Here is a 22,109-nt window from a genome sequence, read left to right as displayed (position 1 = left end):
GGAACTGTCTGACGCCCCCGCGCATGCCGGTGCCCCACGCACGAGGAACGTACGCGGGGCACCCTGGCGGTTCGGGTCAGGCGACGACCTGGCCATCGTGCAGCTTGCGGATGTCGTCCGCGTCGTAGCCGAGGTCCGCGAGCACCTCGTCGGTGTGCTCACCGAGGAGCGGCGCACCCTTGATGTCGGGCTTGAAGCCGGAGAACTTGATCGGGCTGCCCACGGTCAGGTAGGTGCCCCGCTCCTTCTGCTCGACCTCGACGATCGTGCCGCTCTTGCGCATGTCGGGGTCCGCCGCGAGTTCCTTCATGCTGAGCACGGGCGCGCAGGGCACCTCGAAGGTGCGCAGGATGTCGACCGCCTCGTACTTGGTCTTGTCGGCCAGCCACTTCTCGATCTCGTCGAAGATGTCGAAGATGTGCGACTGGCGCGCCAGGGCGGTGTTGTACTCCGGGTCCTCGGCCCACTCGGGGTGGCCGACGACCTCGGCGGTGCGCGCCCAGTTCTGCTCCTGGATGGTGAAGTAGATGTAGGCGTTGGGGTCGGTCTCCCAGCCCTTGCACTTCAGGATCCAGCCCGGCTGGCCGCCGCCGCCGGCGTTGCCGCCGCGCGGCACCGCGTCGCCGAACTCGCCGTTCGGGTACTGGGGGTACTCCTCCAGGTAGCCGATCTTCTCCAGGCGCTGCTGGTCGCGGAGCTTGACGCGGGTCAGGTTGAGGACGGCGTCCTGCATGGACACCGACACCTTCTGGCCGAGTCCGGTCGCGTTGCGCTGGATGATCGCGGTCAGCAGGCCGATCAGCAGGTGCATCCCGCTGTTGCTGTCGCCGAGGGCCGAGCCGCTGATGGTGGGCGGGCCGTCCCAGAAGCCGGTGGTGGACGCGGCGCCGCCGGCGGCCTGGGCGACGTTCTCGTAGACCTTGAGGTCGTTCCACTTGGAGTCGTCGTTGAAGCCCTTGACCGAACCGAAGATCAGCCGCGGGTTCAGCTCGTGGATGTAGTCCCAGCCGAGGCCCATGCGGTCCATCGCGCCCGGCGCGAAGTTCTCCACCAGGATGTCCGCCTCGCGGATCAGCTTCTCCATGACCTCCTTGCCCTCGGGGGACTTGGTGTTGATGGCCAGCGAGCGCTTGTTGCTGTTCAGCATCGTGAAGTAGAGGGCGTCCAGATCGGGGATGTCGCGCAGCTGACGGCGAGTCACATCGCCGCCGTTGATGCGCTCGACCTTGATGACGTCGGCGCCGAACCAGGCGAGCATCTGGGTGCATGCGGGACCGGCCTGGACCCCGGTGAAGTCGATCACCTTGATTCCGGCGAGCGGCTGTTCACTCATCGTGGTTTCCTTTTCCTGAATGATCTCGGTACGAGGGTGGGCTGAACTGGGCGTACTGGGGGTCGAGATGGCTGCTCACTTCTTCGCCGGCGTGATGTTGCCGACGGTGATGCCCTTCGGGTTGAGGTGCGCGATGTGGCCGCTCTCGGTGCCGGCCGAGGGGTCGATGACGCAGTCGATGAGCGCCGGGCCGCCCGAGGCCAGCGCCTCGGTGAGAGCGGCGGTGACCTCGGCGGGCGTGGTCGCGCGGTAGCCCTTGCCGCCGAACGCCTCGATCATCAGGTCGTGGCGGGCCGCGAGCATCAGGGTCGTCGGGGACGGTGCGTCGTCGAGCGGGTTGACGTCGTCGCCGCGGTAGACACCGCCGTTGTTCATGATGACGGTGACGACGGGCAGCTTGTAGCGGCAGATCGTCTCCAGCTCCATGCCGCTGAACCCGAAGGCGCTGTCGCCCTCCACGGCCACGACGGGCGCGCCGCTCTCGACGGCGGCGGCGATCGCGTACCCCATGCCGATGCCCATGACGCCCCACGTGCCGCTGTCGAGGCGGTGACGCGGTACGTGCATGTCGATGACGTTGCGCGCGATGTCCAGCGCGTTGGCGCCCTCGTTGACGAGGTAGGTCTCCTGGCGCTCGTGGATGACATCGCGTACCGCCTTCAGGGCACCCATGAACTGCATGGGGTGCGGGTCGGCCTCAAGGCGCTTCGCCATCTTGGCGACATTCGTCGCCGAGCGCGCTGCCAGCTCCTCCCGCCAGACGGTGGGGGCCGCGATCTGGCCGGGTTTGGTCCGCTCGGCGAGCGCGTCGAGCACCGACTCGATGTCTCCGACGAGCGGGGCGGCGATGGGCTGGTTGCTGTCCATCTCCTTGGGCTCGATGTCCACTTGGATGAACTTCGCGTCGGGGTTCCAGCTCGGTGCCTCGCCGTGGTTGAGCAGCCAGTTCAGGCGGGCGCCGACGAGCATCACGACGTCGGCCTTCTTCAGCGCCAGCGAACGGGCGGTGGCCGCCGACTGCGGGTGGTCGTCGGGCAGCAGGCCCTTCGCCATCGACATCGGTACGTACGGAATGCCGGTGGACTCGATGAACTCACGGATCTTGGCGTCCGCCTGCGCGTACGCGGCGCCCTTGCCGAGCACCACCAGCGGCCGCTCGGCGCCGGCCAGGAGCTCGATCGCGCGGTCCACCGCCTCGGGGGCGGGCAGCTGGCGCGGCGCGGGGTCGACGAGACGGCTCAGCGTCTTGGCACCCTCCTGCGCGTCCATGATCGAGCCGAGCACCGCGGCCGGGATGTCGAGGTAGACACCGCCGGGACGGCCCGAGATGGCGGTGCGCAGCGCGCGGGCGATGCCACGGCCGATGTCCTCCACCCGGCTCACCCGGTATGCGGCCTTGACGAACGGCTGCGCGGCGGCGAGCTGGTCCATCTCCTCGTAGTCGCCCTGTTTGAGGTCGACGAGATGCCGCTCGCTGGAACCGGAGATCTGCACCATCGGGAAACAGTTCGTGGTGGCGTTCGCCAGCGCGACCAGCCCGTTGAGGAACCCCGGAGCGGATACGGTCAGGGCTACGCCCGGCTTCTTCGTGAGATAGCCGGCCGCAGCCGCCGCGTGTCCCGCGTTGCTCTCGTGACGGAAGCCGATGTAGCGGATGCCCTGCGCCTGTGCGAGGCGGGCCAGGTCGGTGATCGGGATGCCGACCACTCCGTAGATGGTGTCGACGTCGTTCAACTTGAGCGCGTCGACGACCAGGTGGTACCCGTCGGTGAGCTCGGTCGGAACGTCGGCTGCTGCCGCGGTCTCCATTGTCGAGGGGGCGGTCATGGTCCGAGGTCCTCCTTGGGCAGGTCATGCCAGTGCGGCTACTCCTCTCACCTTCGGCAGCACGCGCGCTCGCGTCCAAGACCCATCGGCGACCAGCTGATAAACAGCATCTATTGACGGCAGGTGGACGCCCTGACGTGCCTCGCAACTCCCTTGATAGACACCTGCTATCGGCCGTTCACCAGTGGGTATTGGACGCACCCCCCGCGTCACCGCAGGCTCGCAGAGGACTGCTTCATCAGACTTGGCGCGAGGAGGTGGAGTCATGGCCGTTCCGGCCGCAGCATCCGTGCGCGACGCGAACCGGTACCGGCCTCCGGCGGTCACGGGCCTCGTCGATCTCCTCGACCGGTCCGTGCGTGAGCGTCCCCGCGCCGGCGCACTCGTCGTCGGCGGGGAGCGGATCCATCTGTCCTACCGCGCCCTGGCCGCCCTGGTCGACGACGTGGCCACCCGACTCGGCGGCACGGGGCTGCACCGCGGCGACGCGGTGGGCCTCGTCTGCGCCAACACCGCCGAGTTCGTCGTCGCACTGCTGGCCGCGGCTCGGGCCGGTCTCGTGGTCGCTCCGATCGACCCCGCGCTGCCCGAGTCGCAGCTGTCCGCGCGGCTCGATGCGCTGGGCGCGCAGGCGATCCTGGTGGGTCCGCCCGCGGCCGGTGCCCCGCCGGTCCCCCAGGTCCGTGTCCCGGCGTGGACCCTGCGCGTGGAGGCCTCCCGGGCCGGCACGGCGACGGCCACACTCGACACCGGTGCGCGCGTGGTGCGGCACGTCCGCGGTGCGGCGTACGAGCTCTCGGGCCTTGACGCCCTGGTCCTGTTCACCGCGGGAACCACCGACCGGGCCAAGATGGTCCCGCTGACCCACGCGAACGTCGCCGCCTCCGTCCAGGGCATCTGCGCCACGTACGAATTGGGCCCGGGCGACGCGACGGTCGCGGTGATGCCGTTCTTCCACGGTCACGGGCTGTTCGCGGCGCTTCTGGCGTCCCTGGCCAGCGGCGGATGCGTCCTGCTGCCCGAGAGGGGACGGTTTACGGCGCACACGTTCTGGGACGACATGCGGGCCGCGGGCGCCACATGGTTCACCGCCGTCCCGACCATCCACGAGATACTCCTGCACCGGTCGGCGGTCGAGTACCCGGGCCCGCGGGTCCCGCCCTTGAAGTTCGTACGCAGCTGCAGCGCTCCCCTCAACTCGGCCACCCAGCGGGCGCTGGAGCGCACACTCGGTGCGCCGCTGCTGTCGGCGTACGGGATGACCGAGTCCACGCACCAGGCGACCAGTGAACCGCTGCCGCAGCAGGGGGCCCTGAAGCACGGGTCGGTCGGCCGGTCGACCGGGGTGGACCTTCGTGTCGTCGACCAGAACGGGCTGACGTGCCCGGTCGGCATCGAGGGCGAGGTGTGGGTGCACGGCCCCACCGTCGCCCGCGGCTATCTCGCCAACCCGGGCGAGACGGCGCACAGTTTCGCCGACGGCTGGTTCCGCACCGGCGACCTGGGCTCACTGGACAAGGACGGCTACCTGTTCCTGACCGGGCGCATCAAGAACCTCATCAACCGCGGGGGCGAGAAGATCTCCCCCGAGCACGTCGAGGACATCCTCGCCGGATGTCCCGGCGTCGTCGAGGCGGCGGTGTTCGCCCTGCCCGACGCGACGTACGGGCAACGGGTGGGGGCCGCCGTGGTGATCCACGAGGGCGACGTCATCGGGGCCGAGCAGATCCTCGAGTACGCCCGTGACCGGCTGGCCGCCTTCGAAGTGCCCGACCGGCTCGACATCGTCGGCGCGCTGCCCCACACGGCCAAGGGAGGGCTCGACCGGAAGACGGTGGAGGCGCGGTACGCGCGGTGACGCGCGGACGAGTCCCGCGTCTCACTCACGCGGCGCTCGCCCGCCGACGCCCCCGCGGCGCTCGCCCGCCGACACCCCCGCGGTGCTCGCCCGTCCACACCTCACACGGCACTCGCCCGTCCACACGTCCGCGGCGCTCGCCCGCCGACACCCCCGCGGCGCTCGCCCGTCCACACCTCACACGGCACTCGCCCGTCCACACGTCCGCGGCGCTCGCCCGCCGACACCCCCGCGGCGCTCGCCCGTCCACACCCCCGCGGTGCTCGGTCGTCGTCACCTCACGCGGTGCTCGGTCGGCAGTGGCTCGTCGAAGAAGTCGTCCAGTGACAGGCCGGTCGCCGCGTTGACGAAGGCCCGGGCGGCGATCGAACCGGGCGTTGCCGCGTGGATGGCCACCGAGACCTGGGCCCTGGCGTCCGGGTCGACCAGACGCACGGCTCTCGTCCTGCCGATGACCGGCATCGCGCGCAGCCACGAGTGCGGCACGATGCTCGCCCATTCGCCGCCCCCCACGTGCGCGTAGAGGGAGGCGATCGAGTCCGTTTCCACCTGCGGGGTCACCACGACCCCCTTGTCCGCGAACACACTGTCGATGAGCTCGCGAATCCGGTGGTCGGGCGTCAGCAGCGCGAGCGGTAGCTGGGCCGCCTCCGTCCACGTCATGGTGTTGGTCTGGGTCATCAGCTGGTCGCCCGAGACCAGCAGCATGTACCTCTCCTCGTACAGCGGCATCACCTGCAGGTTCTCCCGGTCGCCCGGGGCGAAGTGGGCGATCGCGGCGTCCAGTTCGAACTCGCGCAGCTGACGCAGGAGCTCCTTCGTGGACAGTCGGGAGCGGACCTGCACCTTGGCCAAGGGGTGCGCCGAGCAGAACGCGGCGACGGGCAGCGCCAGGGTCGTCGAGGCCGTGGGCTCCGTTCCCAGCCGCAGCGTCCCGGTGATGCCCGACTGAACGGCCGCCACCTCGGCCTTGAACGCGTCCTGCTCGGCGAGAATCCGCTTGGCCCATACGACGAGCCGCTCGCCCTCCGGGGTGAGGCCCTGGTAGTTGTGCCCCCGGTTGATCAGCGTGACGTTCAGCTCCCGCTCGAGCTTGGCGATCGCAGCGGACAGCGCGGGCTGTGACACGTAGCAGGCTTCCGCGGCCCGGGCGAAGTGCCTCTCTCTGGCCACCGCCACGAAGTACTCCAGCTGGCGGAACAGCATGAACGACTCCTCTCCGCCCGGGCCGTGCCGGCACGTGCTGCCGAAGACGGACAAGCCGGATGCCCTGGTCGGCCCAGCTTACCGAGGGCAGCGGCTGCGATCTTCGTGCCGGCGTCCATGAGCCGGCACGGTGACCTGCGACAGTGCTGCGACGCCTACCGCGCCGCGCCCGAGCCCGCGGTGCTCTGTCGCGCCAACAGATCGGTGGCGGCGTGCACCGCGCGCAGCGTGGGCGCGTCGGCGCCTGAGATGTCGGCCATCTCCACGACGGCCGTCACGATGGCGTCGAGTTCCAGCTGCTTGCCGGCCTCGAGATCCTGCAGCATCGATGTCTTGTGGTGTCCCACCCCCTCCGCGCCTCTCAGCCGCTTCTCGATCGAGATGTCCGGATTGCTGCCGACCCTGGTCGCGATGTCGAGGGTCTCCTCCATGAGTTGGGTGACCAGCCGCCGCGTGGGCGGATGCCGGCAGATGTCGACCATCGTCGCGCGGGTGAGCGCACTGATCGGATTGAACGCGACATTGCCCATCAACTTGATCCAGATGTCGTCGCGCAGATTCGGCTCCACCGGGCACTTCAGCCCGCCCGCGATCATGGCCTGGCTCAGAGCCGTACACCGGTCGGAGATTCCGCCCGCGGGCTCCCCGATGGAGAACCTCGTGCCTTCGATGTGCCGGATGACACCGGGGGCCTCGATGACCGTGGCGGGATAGACCACACAGCCGATCGCCCGTTCCGGTGGCAGGACCTTGCTGGTGGCGCCGCCGGGGTCGACCGCCTCGATCTGCCGACCCTCGTAGGGACCGGCCAGCTTGTGGAAGTACCACCAGGGAATCCCGTTCTGCCCGGCGACCACCGCTGTCCGCTCACCGAGCAGCGGGGCGACCAGCGAGCCGCTGGACGGGTAGGAGTGCGCCTTCAGCCCCAGGAACACGTAGTCCACAGGGCCGATCTCGGCCGGGTCGTCCGTGGCGTGGGGGCGGGCCACGAAGTCACCCCGCGGGCTGTTGACCCGCACCCCGTGAGCACGTATCGCCCGCAGATGCTCACCTCGGGCGACCAGGTGGACGTCTGCGCCACCACGGTGCAGTGCCGCTCCGACATAGGCGCCGATCGCACCGGCTCCCAGGACTGCAATTTTCACGGTGACTCCTCTCGAGGGACGTAATGAATACTGTATGCAGTATCCTCGCTGCTGGGAACACCCTCGTCATGCCTGGCCGCATCAGGGCCCACCCTGCCCACGCTGGCCGGCGCTGTTGGCCGGCTACAAGGCGGTGCTGCGGCCGCCGAGCGATCCACCCGCTTCTTCCCGATGCTCAGCACGGGCGCCAACGCGGTGAAGCCGGCAAACCCCCTGGTCCTCGGCGTGGGTGTGGCCGGGCCTCAGGCGCTCGCCACCGCGAAGCGGCGGGCGCCCGCAGCACGGGTTTCGACGTCAGGCCCGAGGTCGCCGAGCGGATGCGGTCGCTCGGCGCCAAGTCGCTGGACCTGGGCATCCAGGCCTCCAGAGAGGGCGGCTGCGCCCGCGCCCCTCACTGAAGAGGAACAGGCCGGGCAGCAGTCACGGCTGGAAGCGCGGCGAGTTGGTCAGCGCCGTCGAGACACTCGAGAAAATCCGTCAGCGCCGCCGAGGTACTCGAGAAAAATCTCCGCCCGCTTCACGTTCACCCCCGAGCCCTCCTCCGTACGCGCTCCGCCCCGGCCGAGCGCCGGCTCGTCGACGGCGGCCTCGCCCGGGTCGGGCGTGATCACCTCGGTCACCGCCCGTGCTGCGCGGCCTGCGACCGCACCCGGCTCACCGCCGACGGCCGGCTCCGCACCTGCCTCTTCGCGCGCGAGGAGTCCGACCAGCGCACGGCACTGCGCTCAGGCGCGTCCGACCAGCGCATGGTCAACGGTGGCGGGCCGCGATGGGGGGCAAGAAGGCGGGCTCCTGCCTGGACGACCCGTCCTTCGTCCCCCCGAGCGCCCCATGTGCGTGATCGGCGGGTGGCGCGACTGCAAGGGGGTGTGTCGCTCAGAAGAGATGGGCGAGGCCGGTCGGAGCAGGGAGCGCATCCCACCGACCGGCCTCGCCACGTGCCACGGACGACCCGGCGCGGAACTGCCGCTGAACCGAGCCCGGATCCCGTCGCCCGCGCACGCCTTATGTGGGCACCCCGACAGGTGCCTCGCGGTGCAGGACCGCTCAGCCGGTCACATCGGCGCGGGCCGGCGTCAGTTGGCCGCCGTTCTTGTGCTCGGCGCCCCGTTCCCCGCTCTCACGGCCGGGCTGTCGCAGCAGCATCGTGATCGCCGCCGAGAGGAAGGCGATGCCTCCGGCCAGGGTGTAACCGCCCGTGTAGCCCCAGGCGCTGATCACCGAGGCGGCCAGCCCGCCGCCGCCCACGCCGCCGACCAGCTTGGCGCTGTAGACGAGGCCGTAGTTCTGCGCGTTGTTGTTCTCCCCGAAGTAGTCCGGTACGAGCGCCGCGAACAGGGGGTAGAAGGCGCCGCCGCCGAATCCGTTGAGGAAGGCGAAGAAGAGGAAGAGGGGTTCGTTGTGGGCCTGCCCGGACCACAGGACGCCGAACTGCGCGACGCCCGCCACCAGCAGCACCAGGGTCAGCGTCTGCCGCCGCCCGAGGGTGTCGGACAGCCAGCCCACGGCCGCTCGGCCGACGCCGTTGACCACGGCGAGCACACCTGCCGAGGACGCGGCCACCAGCGGCCCGAAGCCCAGGCTCTTGGCGAACGGCACCTGGAAGTTGATCCCGAAGAGCGACACCCCGCCGATGCACACCAGGGCGAACCACATCAGCGGCAGCTGCCCGGTCCGGATCGCCTCCATCGGGGTGAACTGGCGCTTCGCCGGCGGGTTCTTCGCCAGCCGCTTGGCGACCCGCGCCGAGTCCTCGGCCGTACCCCGGTTCAGCGGGTCCACGTCGTGCGGCCACCAGCTCTTCGGCGGGTCCTTGAAGAACATGCCGCAGACGGCCACGGTGCCCACCATGAACAGCGCGATCAGGTCGAGCACCAGCTTGAAGTTGCCGGGGTGGAACCAGTAGCTGAAGACGAAGATGAACGGAAGGGTTCCGTACGCGAAACCGCCGTTGACGAAGCCGGTGCGGGCGCCCTTGTTGTCCGGATACCACTTGCCGACCATGTTGATACAGGTCGCGTACACCAGGCCCGAGCCGGTTCCGCCCAGCACCGAATAGCCGATGATCACGAGGGCTGGGTTCCCGAAGTGGGCGAGGGATGCCATGCCCAGGCCGGAGAGAAGCGCGCCGGTGAGCATGGCGCTCCTGGCCGACACGATTCCCTTCTCTCGCAGCCGGCCGGCGGGAAAGGCCACCCCCGCCTGGAAGACCGCCCAGATACTGGCGATCCAGAACGCCTCCGTGAGTGTCCAGCCGTGCACGCTTTCCAGCGTCGACTCGGCGGAGCTGTAGCCGTACTCGAAGACACTGACACCCATCATCGCGAACCACGGGAGCCAGACCATCCAGGCACGAGGCCTTCCCAGGATGGACCGATCGCTCTCTCCAATGCGGTACACGCGGCCGTTCACGTCGGTGACTTCCCGGTAGGGAACGGAAGGCACCTGGGGTATTGCTGACATGTATGTCTTCCCTTGCGTGAAAAGAGTGTGGCGTGCGCTCCCTGTGCCTTGCTCTTCATGCGGTGGGGGGGTGGTGCGGGTCCAGGGCGGCAACCCGGACGTGACAGCACGTAGGCGGTGAGGCGGGCCCCACTCTCCAGCTCTGGAGATTGCATACGGTATGGGGGGACGGTATGTAGCAGCGAAACTGGATGTCCAGAGGATGTCAGGAAGATTGACTAGTGCATTACCCGCCGACGTACGCATGAGGAAGTGCCTCCTGCTCCGGCCACCGAGACGTGACAAGCCTCGGCGGCGCAGTGCAGAAGGCACTTCCGTGTTTCCGCTCGTGATCCGGACCGGAGCCCGGGCAAAGCCGCAGGTCAGCGCAGGAGCTTCACGGCGGCGACCACCAAGGGGTCAAGGCCGTCCGCTCCGGCGTCCACGTACTCGTACAGCCGGGTACGCATGCGCGGGTCCCAGAACCTGCCGATATGTCCCGCGACCGCCTCGGCGGCCTGCCCACCTGGCAGGTGTCCGAGGTTGGCGGCGATGTCGTTCGCCATCCGGCGTTCCGGTGGCACGGCGCCTGCCATCTCAGTCCACCACCGTGACCAGGTCGTCCTGCGCCGGCTCCGCTGCGCTGTGCTGGAGCGGGCGTGCGAGCCCGACCTGCACGGCGGTCACCTTGTACTCCGGGCAATTGGTCGCCCAGTCGGAGTTCTCCGTGGTCACCACGTTGGCACCGGTCACGGGGTGGTGGAACGTGGTGTATACGACCCCGGTCGGCATCCGGTCGGAGATCTCCGCACGCAGCGTCGTCTGCCCGACGCGGCTGGCCAGCGTCACCATGTCGCCGTCGGTGATGCCGCGTACCTCGGCGTCGTGCGGATGCAGCTCCAGGATGTCCTCGGGATGCCAGGCGACGTTGCCGGTACGGCGGGTCTGCGCCCCGACGTTGTACTGACTGAGGATCCGCCCCGTGGTCAGGACCAGCGGGAAGCGCCGGGTGCTGCGCTCGTTCGTCGGCACGAAGGAGGTGACCACGAACTTGCCCTTGCCCCGGACGAACTCGTCCACGTGCATGATCGGCGTTCCTTCCGGAGCCGACTCGTTGCACGGCCATTGGACGCTGCCGAGCTTGTCCAGCACGTCGAAGGACACACCGGTGAAGGTCGGCGTGACCGAAGCGATCTCGTCCATGATCTGGCTCGGGTGGTCATAGGACATCGGATAGCCCATGGCGGTGGCGATCTCGCTGACTATCTGCCACTCGTGCTTGCCCGTCTTCGGCTTCATCACCGCGCGCACCCGGTTGATCCTGCGTTCGGCGTTCGTGAACGTGCCGTCCTTCTCCAGGAAGGAGGCGCCGGGCAGGAAGACGTGCGCGAACTTGGCCGTCTCATTGAGGAACAGATCCTGCACGACCACCAGTTCCATGGCCTCGAGCGCGGCGGTGACGTGCTTGAGGTTCGGGTCGGACTGGGCGATGTCCTCGCCGTGGACGAACAGCCCGCGGAAGCTCCCGTCGATCGCCGCGTCGAACATGTTCGGGATCCGGAGTCCGGGCTCGGCGAGGATCGTGCCGCCCCAGAGGTTCTCGAACACGGTGCGCACGGCGTCGTCGGAGACGTGCCGGTAGCCGGGCAGCTCGTGCGGGAACGAACCCATGTCGCAGGAGCCCTGCACGTTGTTCTGACCGCGCAGCGGGTTCACGCCGACGCCGTCACGGCCGATGTTGCCGCACGCCATCGCCAGGTTGGCCATACCCATGACCATGGTCGAGCCCTGGCTGTGCTCCGTGACGCCGAGGCCGTAGTAGATGGCCCCGTTGGGTGCCTCCGCGTACAGCCTGGCGGCGGCCCGCAGCTCATCGGCCGGCACCCCGGTGATCGGCTCGACCGCCTCCGGGCTGTTCTCCGGGCGCGCGATGAACTCCGCCCACTCGTCGAACCCCTCGCACCGCTGGTCCACGAAGGACCGGTCGACCAGGCCCTCGGTGACCACCACGTGCGCCATGGCGTTGACCACGGCGACGTTGGTGCTCGGCCTGAGCTGGAGGTGGTGCTGCGCCTCGATGTGCGGCGAGCGCACCAGGTCGATGCGGCGCGGGTCGACCACGATGAGCTTCGCGCCCTCGCGCAGCCGGCGCTTCATCCGCGACGCGAACACCGGGTGCCCGTCCGTCGGGTTCGCCCCGATGACCATGATCACATCGGCCTCGGCCACCGAGCGGAAGTCCTGGGTGCCGGCGGACTCACCGAAGGTCTGCTTGAGCCCGTATCCCGTCGGGGAGTGGCAGACCCGGGCGCAGGTGTCGACGTTGTTGTTGCCGAAGGCCGCGCGCACCATCTTCTGTACGACGTAGACCTCTTCGTTCGTGCACCGCGAGGAGGTGATGGCGCCGACCGAACTCGAACCGTACAGGCCCTGGAGCTCGCGCATCCTCCGGGCGACCGTGCCGATCGCCTCGTCCCACTCGACCTCGCGCCACGGATCGGTGATCTTCTCGCGGACCATGGGCTTGAGCACGCGGTCGGGGTGCGTCGCGTAGCCGAAGGCGAAGCGGCCCTTCACACAGGAGTGGCCCTCGTTCGCCCCGCCGTCCTTGTACGGCACCATCCGCACCAGCTCGTCGCCGCGCAGCTCGGCCTTGAACGAGCAGCCGACCCCGCAGTACGCGCAGGTGGTGATCACCGAGCGGGTCGGCATGCCGAGTTCGACCACCGACTTCTCCTGCAGCGTCGAGGTCGGGCAGGCCTGCACGCAGGATCCGCAGGAGACGCACTCGGATTCCATGAAGGTCTCGCCGGCGCCCGGCGAGACCTTGGAGTCGAAGCCGCGCCCCTCGATGGTCAGCGCGAACGTGCCCTGCACCTCGTCGCAGGCCCGTACGCAGCGGGAGCAGGCGATGCACTTGGAGGGGTCGAAGTCGAAGTACGGGTTGGACGTGTCCTTCGCGGCGTCGAGGTGGTTCTCGCCCTCGTAGCCGTAGCGGACCTGCCGCAGCCCCACCACGCCGGCCATGTCCTGCAGCTCGCAGTCGCCGTTGGCCGGGCAGGTGAGGCAGTCCAGCGGATGGTCGGAGATGTAGAGCTCCATGACGCCCTGGCGGAGCTTCTCCACCTTCGGCGTCTGCGTGCTCACTCGCATCCCGTCCGCCACCGGTGTGGTGCAGGACGCCGGGGTGCCCCGCCGGCCGTCGATCTCCACCACGCACAGCCGACAGGAGCCGAACGCCTCCAGGCTGTCGGTGGCACACAGTTTGGGTATCTCGACCCCGGCCAGCGCGGCGGCGCGCATCACCGACGTGCCCTCCGGGACGGTCACCGGCAGTCCGTCCACCTCCACCGACACCGTCGCCGGCCCGGGCCTTTCCGGGGTGCCGAAGTCGGGTTCCTTGAGGAGTGTCATGCCGTGCCCTCCGTCCTCATGCCAGTCGCTTGTACGGGTTGGATCTCCAGGCTTCGACGGCCGCCGAGGAAGTCGTCGGGGAAATGGGTGAGGGCGCTGCGTACGGGCATGGGGGTGAGCCCGCCCATCGCGCACAGCGATCCCTCGGTCATCAGGTCGCACAGGTCCTCGAGCAGGGCGAGATTCTCGTCCCGGTGCGTGCCGGCCACGATCTTGTCGATCACCTCGACGCCCCGCACGGAACCGACCCGGCACGGTGTGCACTTGCCGCAGGACTCCTCCGCGCAGAACTCCATCGCGAAGCGGGCCTGGGCGGCCAGGTCGACGGTGTCGTCGAACACCACGATCCCGCCGTGGCCGACCATCGCTCCGGCCGCCGCGAAGGCCTCGTAGTCCATCGGCAGGTCGAACATCGACGTCGGCAGATAGGCGCCGAGCGGCCCGCCGACCTGCACCGTGCGTACCGGACGCCCGGAGAACGTCCCGCCGCCGTAGTCCTCGACCAGTTCGCGCAGCGTGACACCGAACGCCGTCTCCACGATGCCGCCCTGCGCGATGTTTCCGCCGAGCTGGAAGACCTGGGTGCCGCGCGACCGGTCGACGCCGAGCTCTTGGTACGCCTTCGCCCCGTCGGCGAGGACGACGGGCACGGTCGCCAGCGTGAGGACGTTGTTCACCACGGTCGGTTTGCCGAACAGGCCCTCGATCGCCGGGATCGGCGGCTTCGCGCGTACCATGCCGCGCTTGCCCTCCAGGCTCTCCAGCATGGAGGTTTCCTCGCCGCAGATGTACGCGCCGGCGCCGACGCGGACATGCAGGTCGAAGTCGAGCGTGGAGCCGAGGATGCCCTTGCCGAGCCAGCCGTGCTCGCGTGCGAGCCCGATCGCCGCGCGCATCGTGGCCACCGCGTCCGGGTACTCCGAGCGGATGTAGAGGTAGCCCTCGCTCGCGCCGACCGCGTGCGCGGCGATCGTCATGCCCTCGATGAGCAGGAACGGGTCGCCCTCCATGACCATGCGGTCGGCGAAGGTCCCGCTGTCGCCCTCGTCGGCGTTGCAACAGACGAACTTCAGCTCGTCGGTGCAGTCGAGCACGGTCTTCCACTTGATACCGGCCGGGAATCCCGCCCCGCCGCGGCCACGCAGTCCGGACTCGGTAACCTCCGTGACCACGTCGGCGGGCTCTCGCTCCAGCGCCGCGCGCAGCCCGGCCAGACCGCCGTGCGCCACATAGTCCTCGGTGGACAGGGGGTCGGTCACGCCGACTCTGGCGAAGGTGACGCGCGTCTGGCGGGCCAGCCAGGGCAGTTCGTCCACGACGCCGAGCCGCTGCGGATGGTCCGCGCCGTCGAGCATGCCCGCGGCGAGGAGACCCTCCACGTCCTCGGGGGCCACCGGCCCGTAACCGACGCGGCCCCGCGGGGTCACGACCTCGACCATCGGCTCCAGCCACAGCATGCCGCGCGATCCATTGCGTACGACGTCGATGGCGAAGTCGCCGCGAGCGGCAGCATGTTGCAGGGCGTCCGCGACCTCGTCCGCGCCGACGGACCTGGCCGCCGAGTCGCGGGGGACGTAGACCGTCGCCGCGGAGTGCGAAGAGTTGTTCATGATGAGACCGTCCCGTTGAGGATCGAACCCAGCCGGGCCGGGCCCACGCGTCCGTACAGCCGACCGTTCGCCTCCACCGACGGCCCCAGAGCGCAGTTGCCGAGGCAGAAGACCTGTTCGACGGTGACCGAACCGTCCGCCGTCGTCTCGCCCAGGGTCAGTCCGGCCTCGCGGGCGTAGCCCACCAGGCTGTCTGCCCCCAGGGCCTGGCATGCCTCGGCACGGCAGATGCGCACCGTGGTGCGTCCCGCGGGCTCGCGGCGGAAGTCGTGGTAGAAGGTCACCACTCCGTGGACGTCCGCCCGGGAGAGGTTCAGCTCGTCGGCGAGTACCGGAATCGCCTCTTGCGGCACATGGCCCAACTCGGCCTGGACGGCGTGCAGCACAGGCAGCAATGAACCGCGCTGATCCCGGTGACCGGCCACCACCCTCCGGACCACGTTCTCGACCGTCACGTCACTCCCGCTGGTCGTCATGATCGCTCCGCCTTCCGTCACGCGGGTCCCCGGCGATGGTTGCAGGAGACTGAGACAATACCTCATACAGGCTTCTGTATACAGAACTGCATCGGAGAACCTGGGCCGGGCCCATCCTGGGTGTGAGCGCAGGACAACGGGACCCCTGGCCGAGCAGCGGCCATACCCGACAGCGCCCGCCATCTTGCATACCAAAACCTGTATGCTGGGGCTGCCGTCGGCACCTGTCTCGGCGGCCACCACTTGGCAGAGCCGTCGGCCCCGCGGGCCCGGTGGCAGAACGGGGCAACCATGCGCGAGGCACTCACGGCCGCAGCGTCCCGGCGCGTCACTCGCCCGGCACCACTGCGCCAGGCCGTGTACGACGCCCTCACCGAACTGATCGTCAGCGGCTCCCTCAAGCCCGGCCAGCACCTGGTCGAGGCCGAACTCGCCGAGCACCTCGGCGTCAGCCGACAGCCGGTCCGCGAAGCCCTGCAACGACTGCAGACCGCCGGCTGGGTGGACCTGCGCCCCGCTCAGGGCGCCTTCGTCCACTCCCCCACCGAAGAAGAGGCCGCCCAACTGCTCGGCGTCCGCTCGGTACTGGAAACCTACTCGGCCCAGCTCGCCGCCCAGCACGCGAAGCCCGAAGACATTGAACGCCTCTGGGAGTTGCAGCAGGAAGGCGTAGACGCACTCGCCGCGGGCGACGTCGAACGCCTGGTCGCCGCCAACACCACCCTGCACGCCTTCATCACCTCGGTGGCCGACAATGCCGTACTGGCCGAACTGATCTCACAGGTGGGCCAGAAGGTTCGCTGGTACTACACGCCCATCGCCCAGCCCCGCGGCAAGGAAGCCTGGAACGAGCACGCCCAGCTCATCAAGGCCATCGCCAAGGGCGACGCGGACCGCGCCGGCGAGGTCATGCGCAAGCACACCGAACGCACCACCGACTTCTACCGCAAGCAGATCGCCGCCGGGGCGAACCAGGGCTGACCGAACGGAGCGCCCCCAGGCCGACGTCAAGACGGCGCGAGGGAATCGGTCGGACGCCGAGCAGACCGGAGGGCCACGTCGGCGGCCGCGGGGTGGCGGGTGTCGGTGCCCACGGCGGCCTGCAGTTCGAGCAGCCACGGCAGGACGGTGCGCAGCACGATGTCGAGCCCGCCGCCGTCCCCTCCGAGCATCGCGTCGGCGGGAACCAGCACCGGGTCGGCGAACACCGTCGACGTCGCACTGCCATATGGCCCTCCGCCGCCGGGGCGGGCCGGGACGAACAGGTCCGGGGCGTGCGCCGGAACCACCCAGAGCGTCAGGCCGTCCAGTGTGGTGAGCGGCCGCGAGGACCACACGTAACTGTCGGCTTCTCCAGCCGCCACCACCTGATGTTTACGGGCGCGCAGGGCGACCACGTCACCGGAGCGGGCGGCAGTGGAGCACGACGCCCGAAGCTGAGCCTCCACGCCCTGCTCGCCGGGGCCGTCCTCCGCCAGTGCGAGGCTGCTGAGGTGACGTCCCGCGGCGATCTCGCCGCGTATCCAGGGGCTGCCGTACGACTCGATGACGGCAACCGCCGCATAGTGCGACTGGAGCACGGCCGCGGTCGCCGGGCAGACACGCGCGGTCTGCGCCACCACGTCGGCGGCATCCGGCAGACCCATTCCGCCGCCACCGAACTTCGCGGAGGCGGTGAGGCCCAGCAGCCCGGCGCGGCCGAGGGCCGTCACGGCGCCACGGGGGAACTTGCCCTCCTTGCCGGTCACTTCGGCGGAGGGAGCGATGACACTGGTCAGGATTTCGGAGAGAGCGGGGCGGTACGACACGGGGTGACCCCCTCGGGAGCGCTTTCTGGTCCGCTGTCAGCGGGATGATTGCATACAGTATTCTGCATCCTCTTCGAGCGCGCCAGAGGTGGGGGGAGGCAATTTCCGCAACTTGGCAACGCAGGTCATACGCCACAGTGGCTATTGCATACTAAACTCAGTATCCCGAAGGTTGGTTTGGCGTCAGCAGTCCAATGAGGGAGACGGCCCCATGCCCGAGACACCCACCGTGGCAGCCCGCGGCCCGATCATCCGGCCCGCCCCGCTGCGCCAGGCCGTCTATGACGCCCTGACCGAAATGATCATCAACGGCTCCCTCAAACCCGGCCAGCACCTCGTCGAGGCCGAACTCGCCGAGAACCTCGGCGTCAGCCGCCAGCCCATACGCGAAGCCCTCCAGCGGCTCCACACCGCCGGCTGGGTCGACCTGCGCCCAGCCCAGGGCGCCTTCGTCCACTCCCCCACCGCGGAGGAATGCGCCCAGCTCCTGAGCGTCCGGGCCGTCCTCGAAACCCACTCCGCACGCGGCGCCGCCCAGCACGCGACCCCTCACGATGTCGCCCGGCTGTGGCAGCTGCAGCACACCGGCCTCACCGCCCTCGCGGCCGGCGACGCGCGCGCCATCGTCGAGGCCAACGCCGCCCTCCATGGCCACATCACTCACCTCTCCCGCAACACGGTCCTCGCCGAACTCATCCCCCAGGTCGACCGGCGTGTGCGCTGGTACTACATGCCCATCGCCAGACCCCGCGGCAGGGACGCCTGGAGCGAGCACGCCCAGCTCATCGACGCCATCGCCGACGGCGACCCCGACCGCGCGGAAGAGCTCATGTGCCGGCACACCACGAACACCACCGACTTCTACTGCAAGCAGATCGCCGCGATGGCCGGCCCAAGCGTCTGACGACGGGGCGGGGCGCTCAGGACCGCGGGTCGATCTCCCGCAGCAGCCCCGTCGACACGTCGAAGACGAAGCCCCGGACGTCGTCGGTGTGCGGCAGGAACGGCGAGGTACGCACCCGCTGCATCGACTGCCGTACGTCCTGGTCGACGTCCCGGAAGGCCTCCACCGCCCACGCCGGCCGCTGCCCGACCTCCATCTCCAGCTCGTGCCGAAAGTCCTCGGTCAGGGTCTGCAGACCGCAGCCGGTGTGGTGGATGAGTATGACGCTGCGGGTGCCGAGAGCACGCTGACTGATCGTCAGGGAGCGGATCGTGTCGTCGGTGACCACGCCGCCGGCGTTGCGGACGGTGTGGCAGTCGCCCAGCTCCAGGCCGAGCGCGGCGTGCAGGTCGAGGCGGGCGTCCATGCAGGCCACGACGGCGACGCGCAGGACCGGACGGGCGCCCATGCCCGGGTCGACGAATCCGGCGGCGTAGGCGCGGTTGGCCTCCACCAGCCGGTCGATGACGGTCCCGCCGCCGGGAACACCGCGGGTGGGCTGGACGAAACGGGGTGCTGGTGTCGACATGCTGGGCTACCTCACTCCGGTCGAGTTCGAATCGCCTGGTCGCTCCGATATGCATACAGTATGGAGTGGTCAGTATCCTGGTTCTCGCTCGGCACATTGTCCAGAGTCCGTGCAGGGCTTTCCCCTGCCTCAGGCCACGGCGACGGCAGGCTCCAACCGGACTACGACGCCCTTCGAGGTAGGTGTGTTGCTGATGTCGGCCACGCTGTCCAACGGCACCAGGACGTTGGTCTCGGGGTAGTAGGCCGCGGCGGAACCGGGAGTGGTGGGGTAGGCGACCACCCGGAACTTCTCCGCGCGGCGTTCCACACCGTCCCGCCACACGCTCACCAGGTCCACCTCGCTGCGGTCGGTGAGCCCGAGTGCCTCCAGATCGACGGGGTTCACGAGCACCACCCGGCGGGCGTTGTGGATCCCTCGATAGCGATCGTTCATGGCGTACGGGACGGTGTTCCACTGGTCGTGGGAGCGCAGGGTCTGCAACAGCAGATGGCCCGCGGGTGCACGCAGCATCTCGAAGTCGTTGCAGGTGAAGACGGCCTTGCCGCTCAGGGTGGGGAACACCCCCTCGTTCACCGGGTTGGGCAGCCGGAAGCCGCCCGGCCGGGCCACCCGGGCGTTGAAGTCCTCGAAGCCCGGGACGACCCGGGAGATCCGGTCCCGGATCGTGCCGTAGTCCGCCTCGAACTTCTCCCAGGGGATGGACGGGTTCTCGCCCAGGGTCCGCCGGGCCAGTCGCGAGATGATCGCCACTTCGCTGAGCAGGTGCGGTGAGGCCGGATCCAGGCGGCCACGAGAGGCGTGCACCTCGCTCATGGAGTCCTCGACGGTGATGAACTGCTCTCCAGTCGCCTGGATGTCCCGGTCGCTGCGGCCCAAGGTGGGCAGGATGAGCGCGGTCTCACCGCAGACGGTGTGGGAGCGGTTGAGTTTGGTGGAGATGTGCGCGGTGAGCCGGCACCGCCGCATCGCCCGTTCGGTGACCTCGCTGTCGGGCGTGGCCCGGACGAAGTTTCCCGCGACTCCGACGAAGACCTTGGCTTCGCCGTCGCGCATGGCCCGGATGGCGTTCACCGAGTCCAGGCCGTGCTCGGTGGGGGCGGTGAAGGCGAACTCGCGCTCCAGGGCGTCCAGGAACCCCTGCGGCATCCGTTCCCAGATGCCCATAGACCTGTCGCCCTGCACATTGCTGTGGCCGCGCACCGGGCAGACGCCCGCCCCGGGCCTGCCGATGTTGCCGCGCAGCATGAGGAAGTTGACGACCTCACGGATGGTGGGGACGGCGTGCTTCTGCTGCGTCAGCCCCATCGCCCAGCAGACGATGATCTTCTCGCTCTGCCGGACCCGCTCGCCCACGGCCTCGATCGCTTCGCGGGTCAGCCCGGTGGCGTCGAGAATGTCGTCCCAGGAGGCCTTGCGGGCCTGCTCGACGAATGCGTCGAACCCCGTCGTGTACGCGTCGATGAATCCGTGGTCCAGCACCGTTCCCGGCCTGGCGTCCTCGGCCTCGATCAACAGCAGGTTCAACGCCTGGAAGAGCGCGAGGTCGCCACCGGGGCGGATCTGCAGGAACTGGTCGGCGATGGGGGTGCCGCGCCCGACGATTCCGCGGGCCTTCTGCGGATGCTTGAACCGGATCAGCCCGGCCTCGGGCAGCGGGTTCACGGCGACGACGTGTCCGCCGTTGCGCTTTGTCTCCTCCAGGGCGGAGAGCATCCGCGGATGATTGGTCCCCGGGTTCTGGCCCACCACGAAGATGAGGTCGCAGTCGTGGATGTCGTCCAGGCTCACGCTGCCCTTGCCGATGCCCAGGGTCTCCTGCAGCGCGAAGCCGCTGGACTCGTGGCACATGTTGCTGCAGTCGGGCAGGTTGTTCGTACCGAAGGCCCGGGCGAAGAGCTGGAGAAGGAAGGCGGCCTCGTTGTTGAGCCGGCCCGAGGTGTAGAAGAGGGCTTCGTCGGGTGAGTCGAGCCGACCCAGTTCCTCGGCGAGCAGACCGAGCGCTTCATCCCAGCCGATCGGCTGGTAGTGGTCCGAACCGGGCCGCTTGACCATGGGTTCGGTCAGTCTGCCCTGCTGGTTGAGCCAGTAGTCGGACTTCTGCCCCAGTTCCGAGATCCGGTGTGTCCGGAAGAAGTCGGCGGTGACCCGGCGCGAGGTCGCCTCGTCGTTGATGTGCTTCGCGCCGTTCTCGCAGTACTCGTTCTTCGCCCGATGACCTGGCGCGGGTTCCGGCCAAGCGCAGCCAGGGCAGTCGAATCCCTTGACCTGGTTGATGTTCAGCAGGGTCAACGCCGTCCGCCGGACCGATGTCTGGCCGAGCGAGTACTGCATCGCGTGCGTCACCGCGGGCAGTCCGGTCGCCCAGGTCTTGGGCGGGGTGACCTCCAGACCGTCTTCCGCCGGGTCTTCGATGAAGCTCATGATCTGGCCTGTGCCTTTCTGCCGCTCCCGCGCGTACGACGGATCCGGCGCCGTGGCCGCTCGCAGATCAGCTTCGGACAGGCCGTGAGAGGTAGTCAAAGACAGAACAACTTCCAGGTGATAAACGCCGCCTATCAAGCGGGGCGCGGAACGGAAGCCGTACGGGCGCGGCGGTTGACGCCACGCCCGCGAGGGACCGGAGGTGCGGCACTCGCCGCCGTCGGTCAGATCACTCCTTGCGCCTTGAGCATCGGCAACTCATCGTGGGAGATACCGAGCTCGCCGAGGAAGATCTCTTCGTTGTGTTCGCCGAGCAGCGGGGATCGCTCGATCTCGACAAGGGAATCCGACAGTTTCAGCGGATTGCCGACCGTGACGTATGACCCCCGCTCGGGGTGCTCGACCTCGACGACGATCTCGTTGGCGGCGAGGGAGGTGTCCTCGATGATCTCCTTGGTGGAGAGGATGGGCCCGCAGGGGACGTTGTGGGCGTTGAGCTTCTCCAGCACCTGCCACTTGGGGAGGGTGGACGTCCATTCCTCGATGAGCTGGAACATCTTGGTCAGCTTGGGGAGGCGGGCTTCGGGGGTGGCCCAGTCCGGGTCGTCGGCGAGCTCGGGCCGGCCGATGAGCTCGCTGATCGGTTTCCAGCCGACGGGCTGGACGATCACGTACACGTAGTCGTTCGGACCGCCCGGAGCGCACCTGACCGCCCAGCCGGGCTGCCCGCCGCCGGACGCGTTCCCGGACCGGGGAACCTCGTCACCGAAGTCCTCATTCGGGAACTCCGCGAGCGAGCCGTGTGCGAGCCGCTGCTGATCGCGCAGCTTCACCCGGCAGAGGTTGAGCACGGCATGCTGCATAGCGACATTCACCCGCTGGCCGCGGCCGGTGTGGGTGCGTTGGAACAGGGCGGCGAGGATGCCGGCGACGGCGTGCATGCCGGTGCCGGAGTCGCCGATCTGCGCCCCGGTGGCCAGCGGTGGCCCGTCCTGGAAGCCGGTGGTCGACATGGACCCGCCCATGGCCTGCGCGACGACCTCGTACGCCTTGAAGTTGGTGTACGGGCCATCCCCGAACCCCTTGATGGAGGC

16 protein-coding genes and 1 pseudogene are annotated in these 22,109 nt (G+C 69.1%); 4 read left to right on the top strand and 13 right to left on the bottom strand.

The window, feature by feature from the left end; all coding sequences use genetic code 11:
• Positions 1-76: 76 nt before the first annotated feature.
• Both frc and oxc read right to left on the bottom strand, forming a co-directional pair.
• Positions 77-1,333 carry a formyl-CoA transferase gene (gene frc, locus AB0D27_RS03205; RefSeq protein WP_362501461.1) on the bottom strand — a complete coding sequence of 419 codons (1,257 nt, stop codon included), beginning with the start codon at positions 1,331-1,333 and terminating at the stop codon, positions 77-79.
• A 75-nt stretch (positions 1,334-1,408) separates the two neighbouring features.
• A complete protein-coding gene (gene oxc, locus AB0D27_RS03200; protein ID WP_362501459.1) occupies positions 1,409-3,160 on the bottom strand; it encodes an oxalyl-CoA decarboxylase in 1,752 nt (583 codons plus the stop codon).
• Between the two features lie 265 nt (positions 3,161-3,425).
• Here oxc and AB0D27_RS03195 point away from each other — a divergent pair, with 265 nt between their 5' ends.
• Positions 3,426-5,018 carry a FadD7 family fatty acid--CoA ligase gene (locus tag AB0D27_RS03195; RefSeq protein ID WP_362501457.1) on the top strand — a complete coding sequence of 531 codons (1,593 nt, stop codon included), beginning with the start codon at positions 3,426-3,428 and terminating at the stop codon, positions 5,016-5,018.
• Between the two features lie 273 nt (positions 5,019-5,291).
• Here AB0D27_RS03195 and AB0D27_RS03190 read toward each other — a convergent pair whose 3' ends face one another.
• Positions 5,292-6,224, bottom strand: a complete 933-nt coding sequence (locus AB0D27_RS03190) for a LysR family transcriptional regulator (protein WP_362501455.1) — start codon at positions 6,222-6,224, stop codon at positions 5,292-5,294.
• A gap of 155 nt (positions 6,225-6,379) precedes the next feature.
• Positions 6,380-7,369 (bottom strand): 2-dehydropantoate 2-reductase, encoded by a 990-nt coding sequence (locus AB0D27_RS03185; RefSeq protein ID WP_362501453.1) that lies wholly within the window; start codon positions 7,367-7,369, stop codon positions 6,380-6,382.
• 524 nt (positions 7,370-7,893) lie between these two features.
• Between AB0D27_RS03185 and AB0D27_RS03180 the strand changes: the two are divergent.
• Positions 7,894-8,520: pseudogene (locus AB0D27_RS03180) on the top strand (hypothetical protein); the annotation flags it as partial.
• On the opposite strand, the gene AB0D27_RS03175 reads toward AB0D27_RS03180, so the two are convergent.
• The 5 genes from AB0D27_RS03175 to AB0D27_RS03155 form a co-directional block, all read right to left on the bottom strand.
• Positions 8,417-9,832: an OFA family MFS transporter gene (locus tag AB0D27_RS03175; protein ID WP_362501451.1), complete on the bottom strand. Its 1,416-nt coding sequence runs from the start codon at positions 9,830-9,832 to the stop codon at positions 8,417-8,419. The pseudogene AB0D27_RS03180 and the gene AB0D27_RS03175 overlap by 104 nt on opposite strands.
• A 362-nt stretch (positions 9,833-10,194) precedes the next feature.
• Positions 10,195-10,407: a formate dehydrogenase subunit delta gene (locus AB0D27_RS03170; RefSeq protein WP_362501449.1), complete on the bottom strand. Its 213-nt coding sequence runs from the start codon at positions 10,405-10,407 to the stop codon at positions 10,195-10,197.
• A gap of 1 nt (position 10,408) precedes the next feature.
• A complete protein-coding gene (gene fdhF, locus AB0D27_RS03165; protein WP_362501447.1) occupies positions 10,409-13,225 on the bottom strand; it encodes a formate dehydrogenase subunit alpha in 2,817 nt (938 codons plus the stop codon).
• The gene (locus tag AB0D27_RS03160) at positions 13,222-14,835 is read right to left on the bottom strand and encodes an NADH-quinone oxidoreductase subunit NuoF (protein ID WP_362501445.1); all 1,614 of its coding nucleotides are present in this window, start codon (positions 14,833-14,835) and stop codon (positions 13,222-13,224) included. The genes fdhF and AB0D27_RS03160 overlap by 4 nt, the downstream gene beginning before the upstream one ends.
• Positions 14,832-15,311 (bottom strand): NAD(P)H-dependent oxidoreductase subunit E, encoded by a 480-nt coding sequence (locus AB0D27_RS03155; RefSeq protein ID WP_362501443.1) that lies wholly within the window; start codon positions 15,309-15,311, stop codon positions 14,832-14,834. Before AB0D27_RS03155 ends, AB0D27_RS03160 begins: the two co-directional genes overlap by 4 nt.
• A 291-nt stretch (positions 15,312-15,602) precedes the next feature.
• Between AB0D27_RS03155 and AB0D27_RS03150 the strand changes: the two genes are divergently transcribed.
• Positions 15,603-16,292, top strand: coding sequence for a GntR family transcriptional regulator (locus tag AB0D27_RS03150; RefSeq protein ID WP_362501441.1), 690 nt, complete (start codon positions 15,603-15,605; stop codon positions 16,290-16,292).
• Positions 16,293-16,318: 26 nt separating this feature from the next.
• Here the strand turns inward: AB0D27_RS03150 and AB0D27_RS03145 are convergent, their stop codons facing one another.
• Complete coding sequence (locus tag AB0D27_RS03145) at positions 16,319-17,119, bottom strand: acyl-CoA dehydrogenase family protein (RefSeq protein ID WP_362501439.1); 801 nt, start codon at positions 17,117-17,119, stop codon at positions 16,319-16,321.
• A gap of 211 nt (positions 17,120-17,330) precedes the next feature.
• Here AB0D27_RS03145 and AB0D27_RS03140 point away from each other — a divergent pair, with 211 nt between their 5' ends.
• Positions 17,331-18,023 (top strand): GntR family transcriptional regulator, encoded by a 693-nt coding sequence (locus AB0D27_RS03140; protein WP_362501437.1) that lies wholly within the window; start codon positions 17,331-17,333, stop codon positions 18,021-18,023.
• A gap of 16 nt (positions 18,024-18,039) precedes the next feature.
• On the opposite strand, the gene AB0D27_RS03135 is transcribed toward AB0D27_RS03140, so the two are convergent.
• The 3 genes from AB0D27_RS03135 to AB0D27_RS03125 all read right to left on the bottom strand — a co-directional run.
• A complete protein-coding gene (locus AB0D27_RS03135; RefSeq protein WP_362501435.1) occupies positions 18,040-18,591 on the bottom strand; it encodes a carbonic anhydrase in 552 nt (183 codons plus the stop codon).
• Positions 18,592-18,720: 129 nt separating this feature from the next.
• Positions 18,721-21,015 carry an FdhF/YdeP family oxidoreductase gene (locus AB0D27_RS03130; RefSeq protein WP_362501433.1) on the bottom strand — a complete coding sequence of 765 codons (2,295 nt, stop codon included), beginning with the start codon at positions 21,013-21,015 and terminating at the stop codon, positions 18,721-18,723.
• 224 nt (positions 21,016-21,239) lie between these two features.
• Positions 21,240-22,109 (bottom strand): CoA transferase (locus AB0D27_RS03125; RefSeq protein WP_362501431.1); only part of this gene is annotated, 870 nt, incomplete at its 5' end.

The sequence above is a fragment of the Streptomyces sp. NPDC048415 genome (assembly GCF_040651675.1).
Lineage (GTDB): Bacteria > Actinomycetota > Actinomycetes > Streptomycetales > Streptomycetaceae > Streptomyces.
This window is presented reverse-complemented; position numbering and strand designations above follow the sequence as displayed.

Coding starts and splice junctions, on each gene's coding strand:
- frc (WP_362501461.1), bottom strand. CDS start 1,333: ATGAGTGAACAGCCGCTCGCCGGAATCAAGGTGATCGACTTCACCGGG.
- AB0D27_RS03140 (WP_362501437.1), top strand. CDS start 17,331: ATGCCCGAGACACCCACCGTGGCAGCCCGCGGCCCGATCATCCGGCCC.
- AB0D27_RS03190 (WP_362501455.1), bottom strand. CDS start 6,224: ATGCTGTTCCGCCAGCTGGAGTACTTCGTGGCGGTGGCCAGAGAGAGG.
- fdhF (WP_362501447.1), bottom strand. CDS start 13,225: ATGACACTCCTCAAGGAACCCGACTTCGGCACCCCGGAAAGGCCCGGG.
- AB0D27_RS03170 (WP_362501449.1), bottom strand. CDS start 10,407: ATGGCAGGCGCCGTGCCACCGGAACGCCGGATGGCGAACGACATCGCC.
- AB0D27_RS03150 (WP_362501441.1), top strand. CDS start 15,603: ATGCGCGAGGCACTCACGGCCGCAGCGTCCCGGCGCGTCACTCGCCCG.
- AB0D27_RS03160 (WP_362501445.1), bottom strand. CDS start 14,835: ATGAACAACTCTTCGCACTCCGCGGCGACGGTCTACGTCCCCCGCGAC.
- AB0D27_RS03155 (WP_362501443.1), bottom strand. CDS start 15,311: ATGACGACCAGCGGGAGTGACGTGACGGTCGAGAACGTGGTCCGGAGG.
- AB0D27_RS03135 (WP_362501435.1), bottom strand. CDS start 18,591: ATGTCGACACCAGCACCCCGTTTCGTCCAGCCCACCCGCGGTGTTCCC.
- oxc (WP_362501459.1), bottom strand. CDS start 3,160: ATGACCGCCCCCTCGACAATGGAGACCGCGGCAGCAGCCGACGTTCCG.
- AB0D27_RS03175 (WP_362501451.1), bottom strand. CDS start 9,832: ATGTCAGCAATACCCCAGGTGCCTTCCGTTCCCTACCGGGAAGTCACC.
- AB0D27_RS03195 (WP_362501457.1), top strand. CDS start 3,426: ATGGCCGTTCCGGCCGCAGCATCCGTGCGCGACGCGAACCGGTACCGG.
- AB0D27_RS03130 (WP_362501433.1), bottom strand. CDS start 21,015: ATGAGCTTCATCGAAGACCCGGCGGAAGACGGTCTGGAGGTCACCCCG.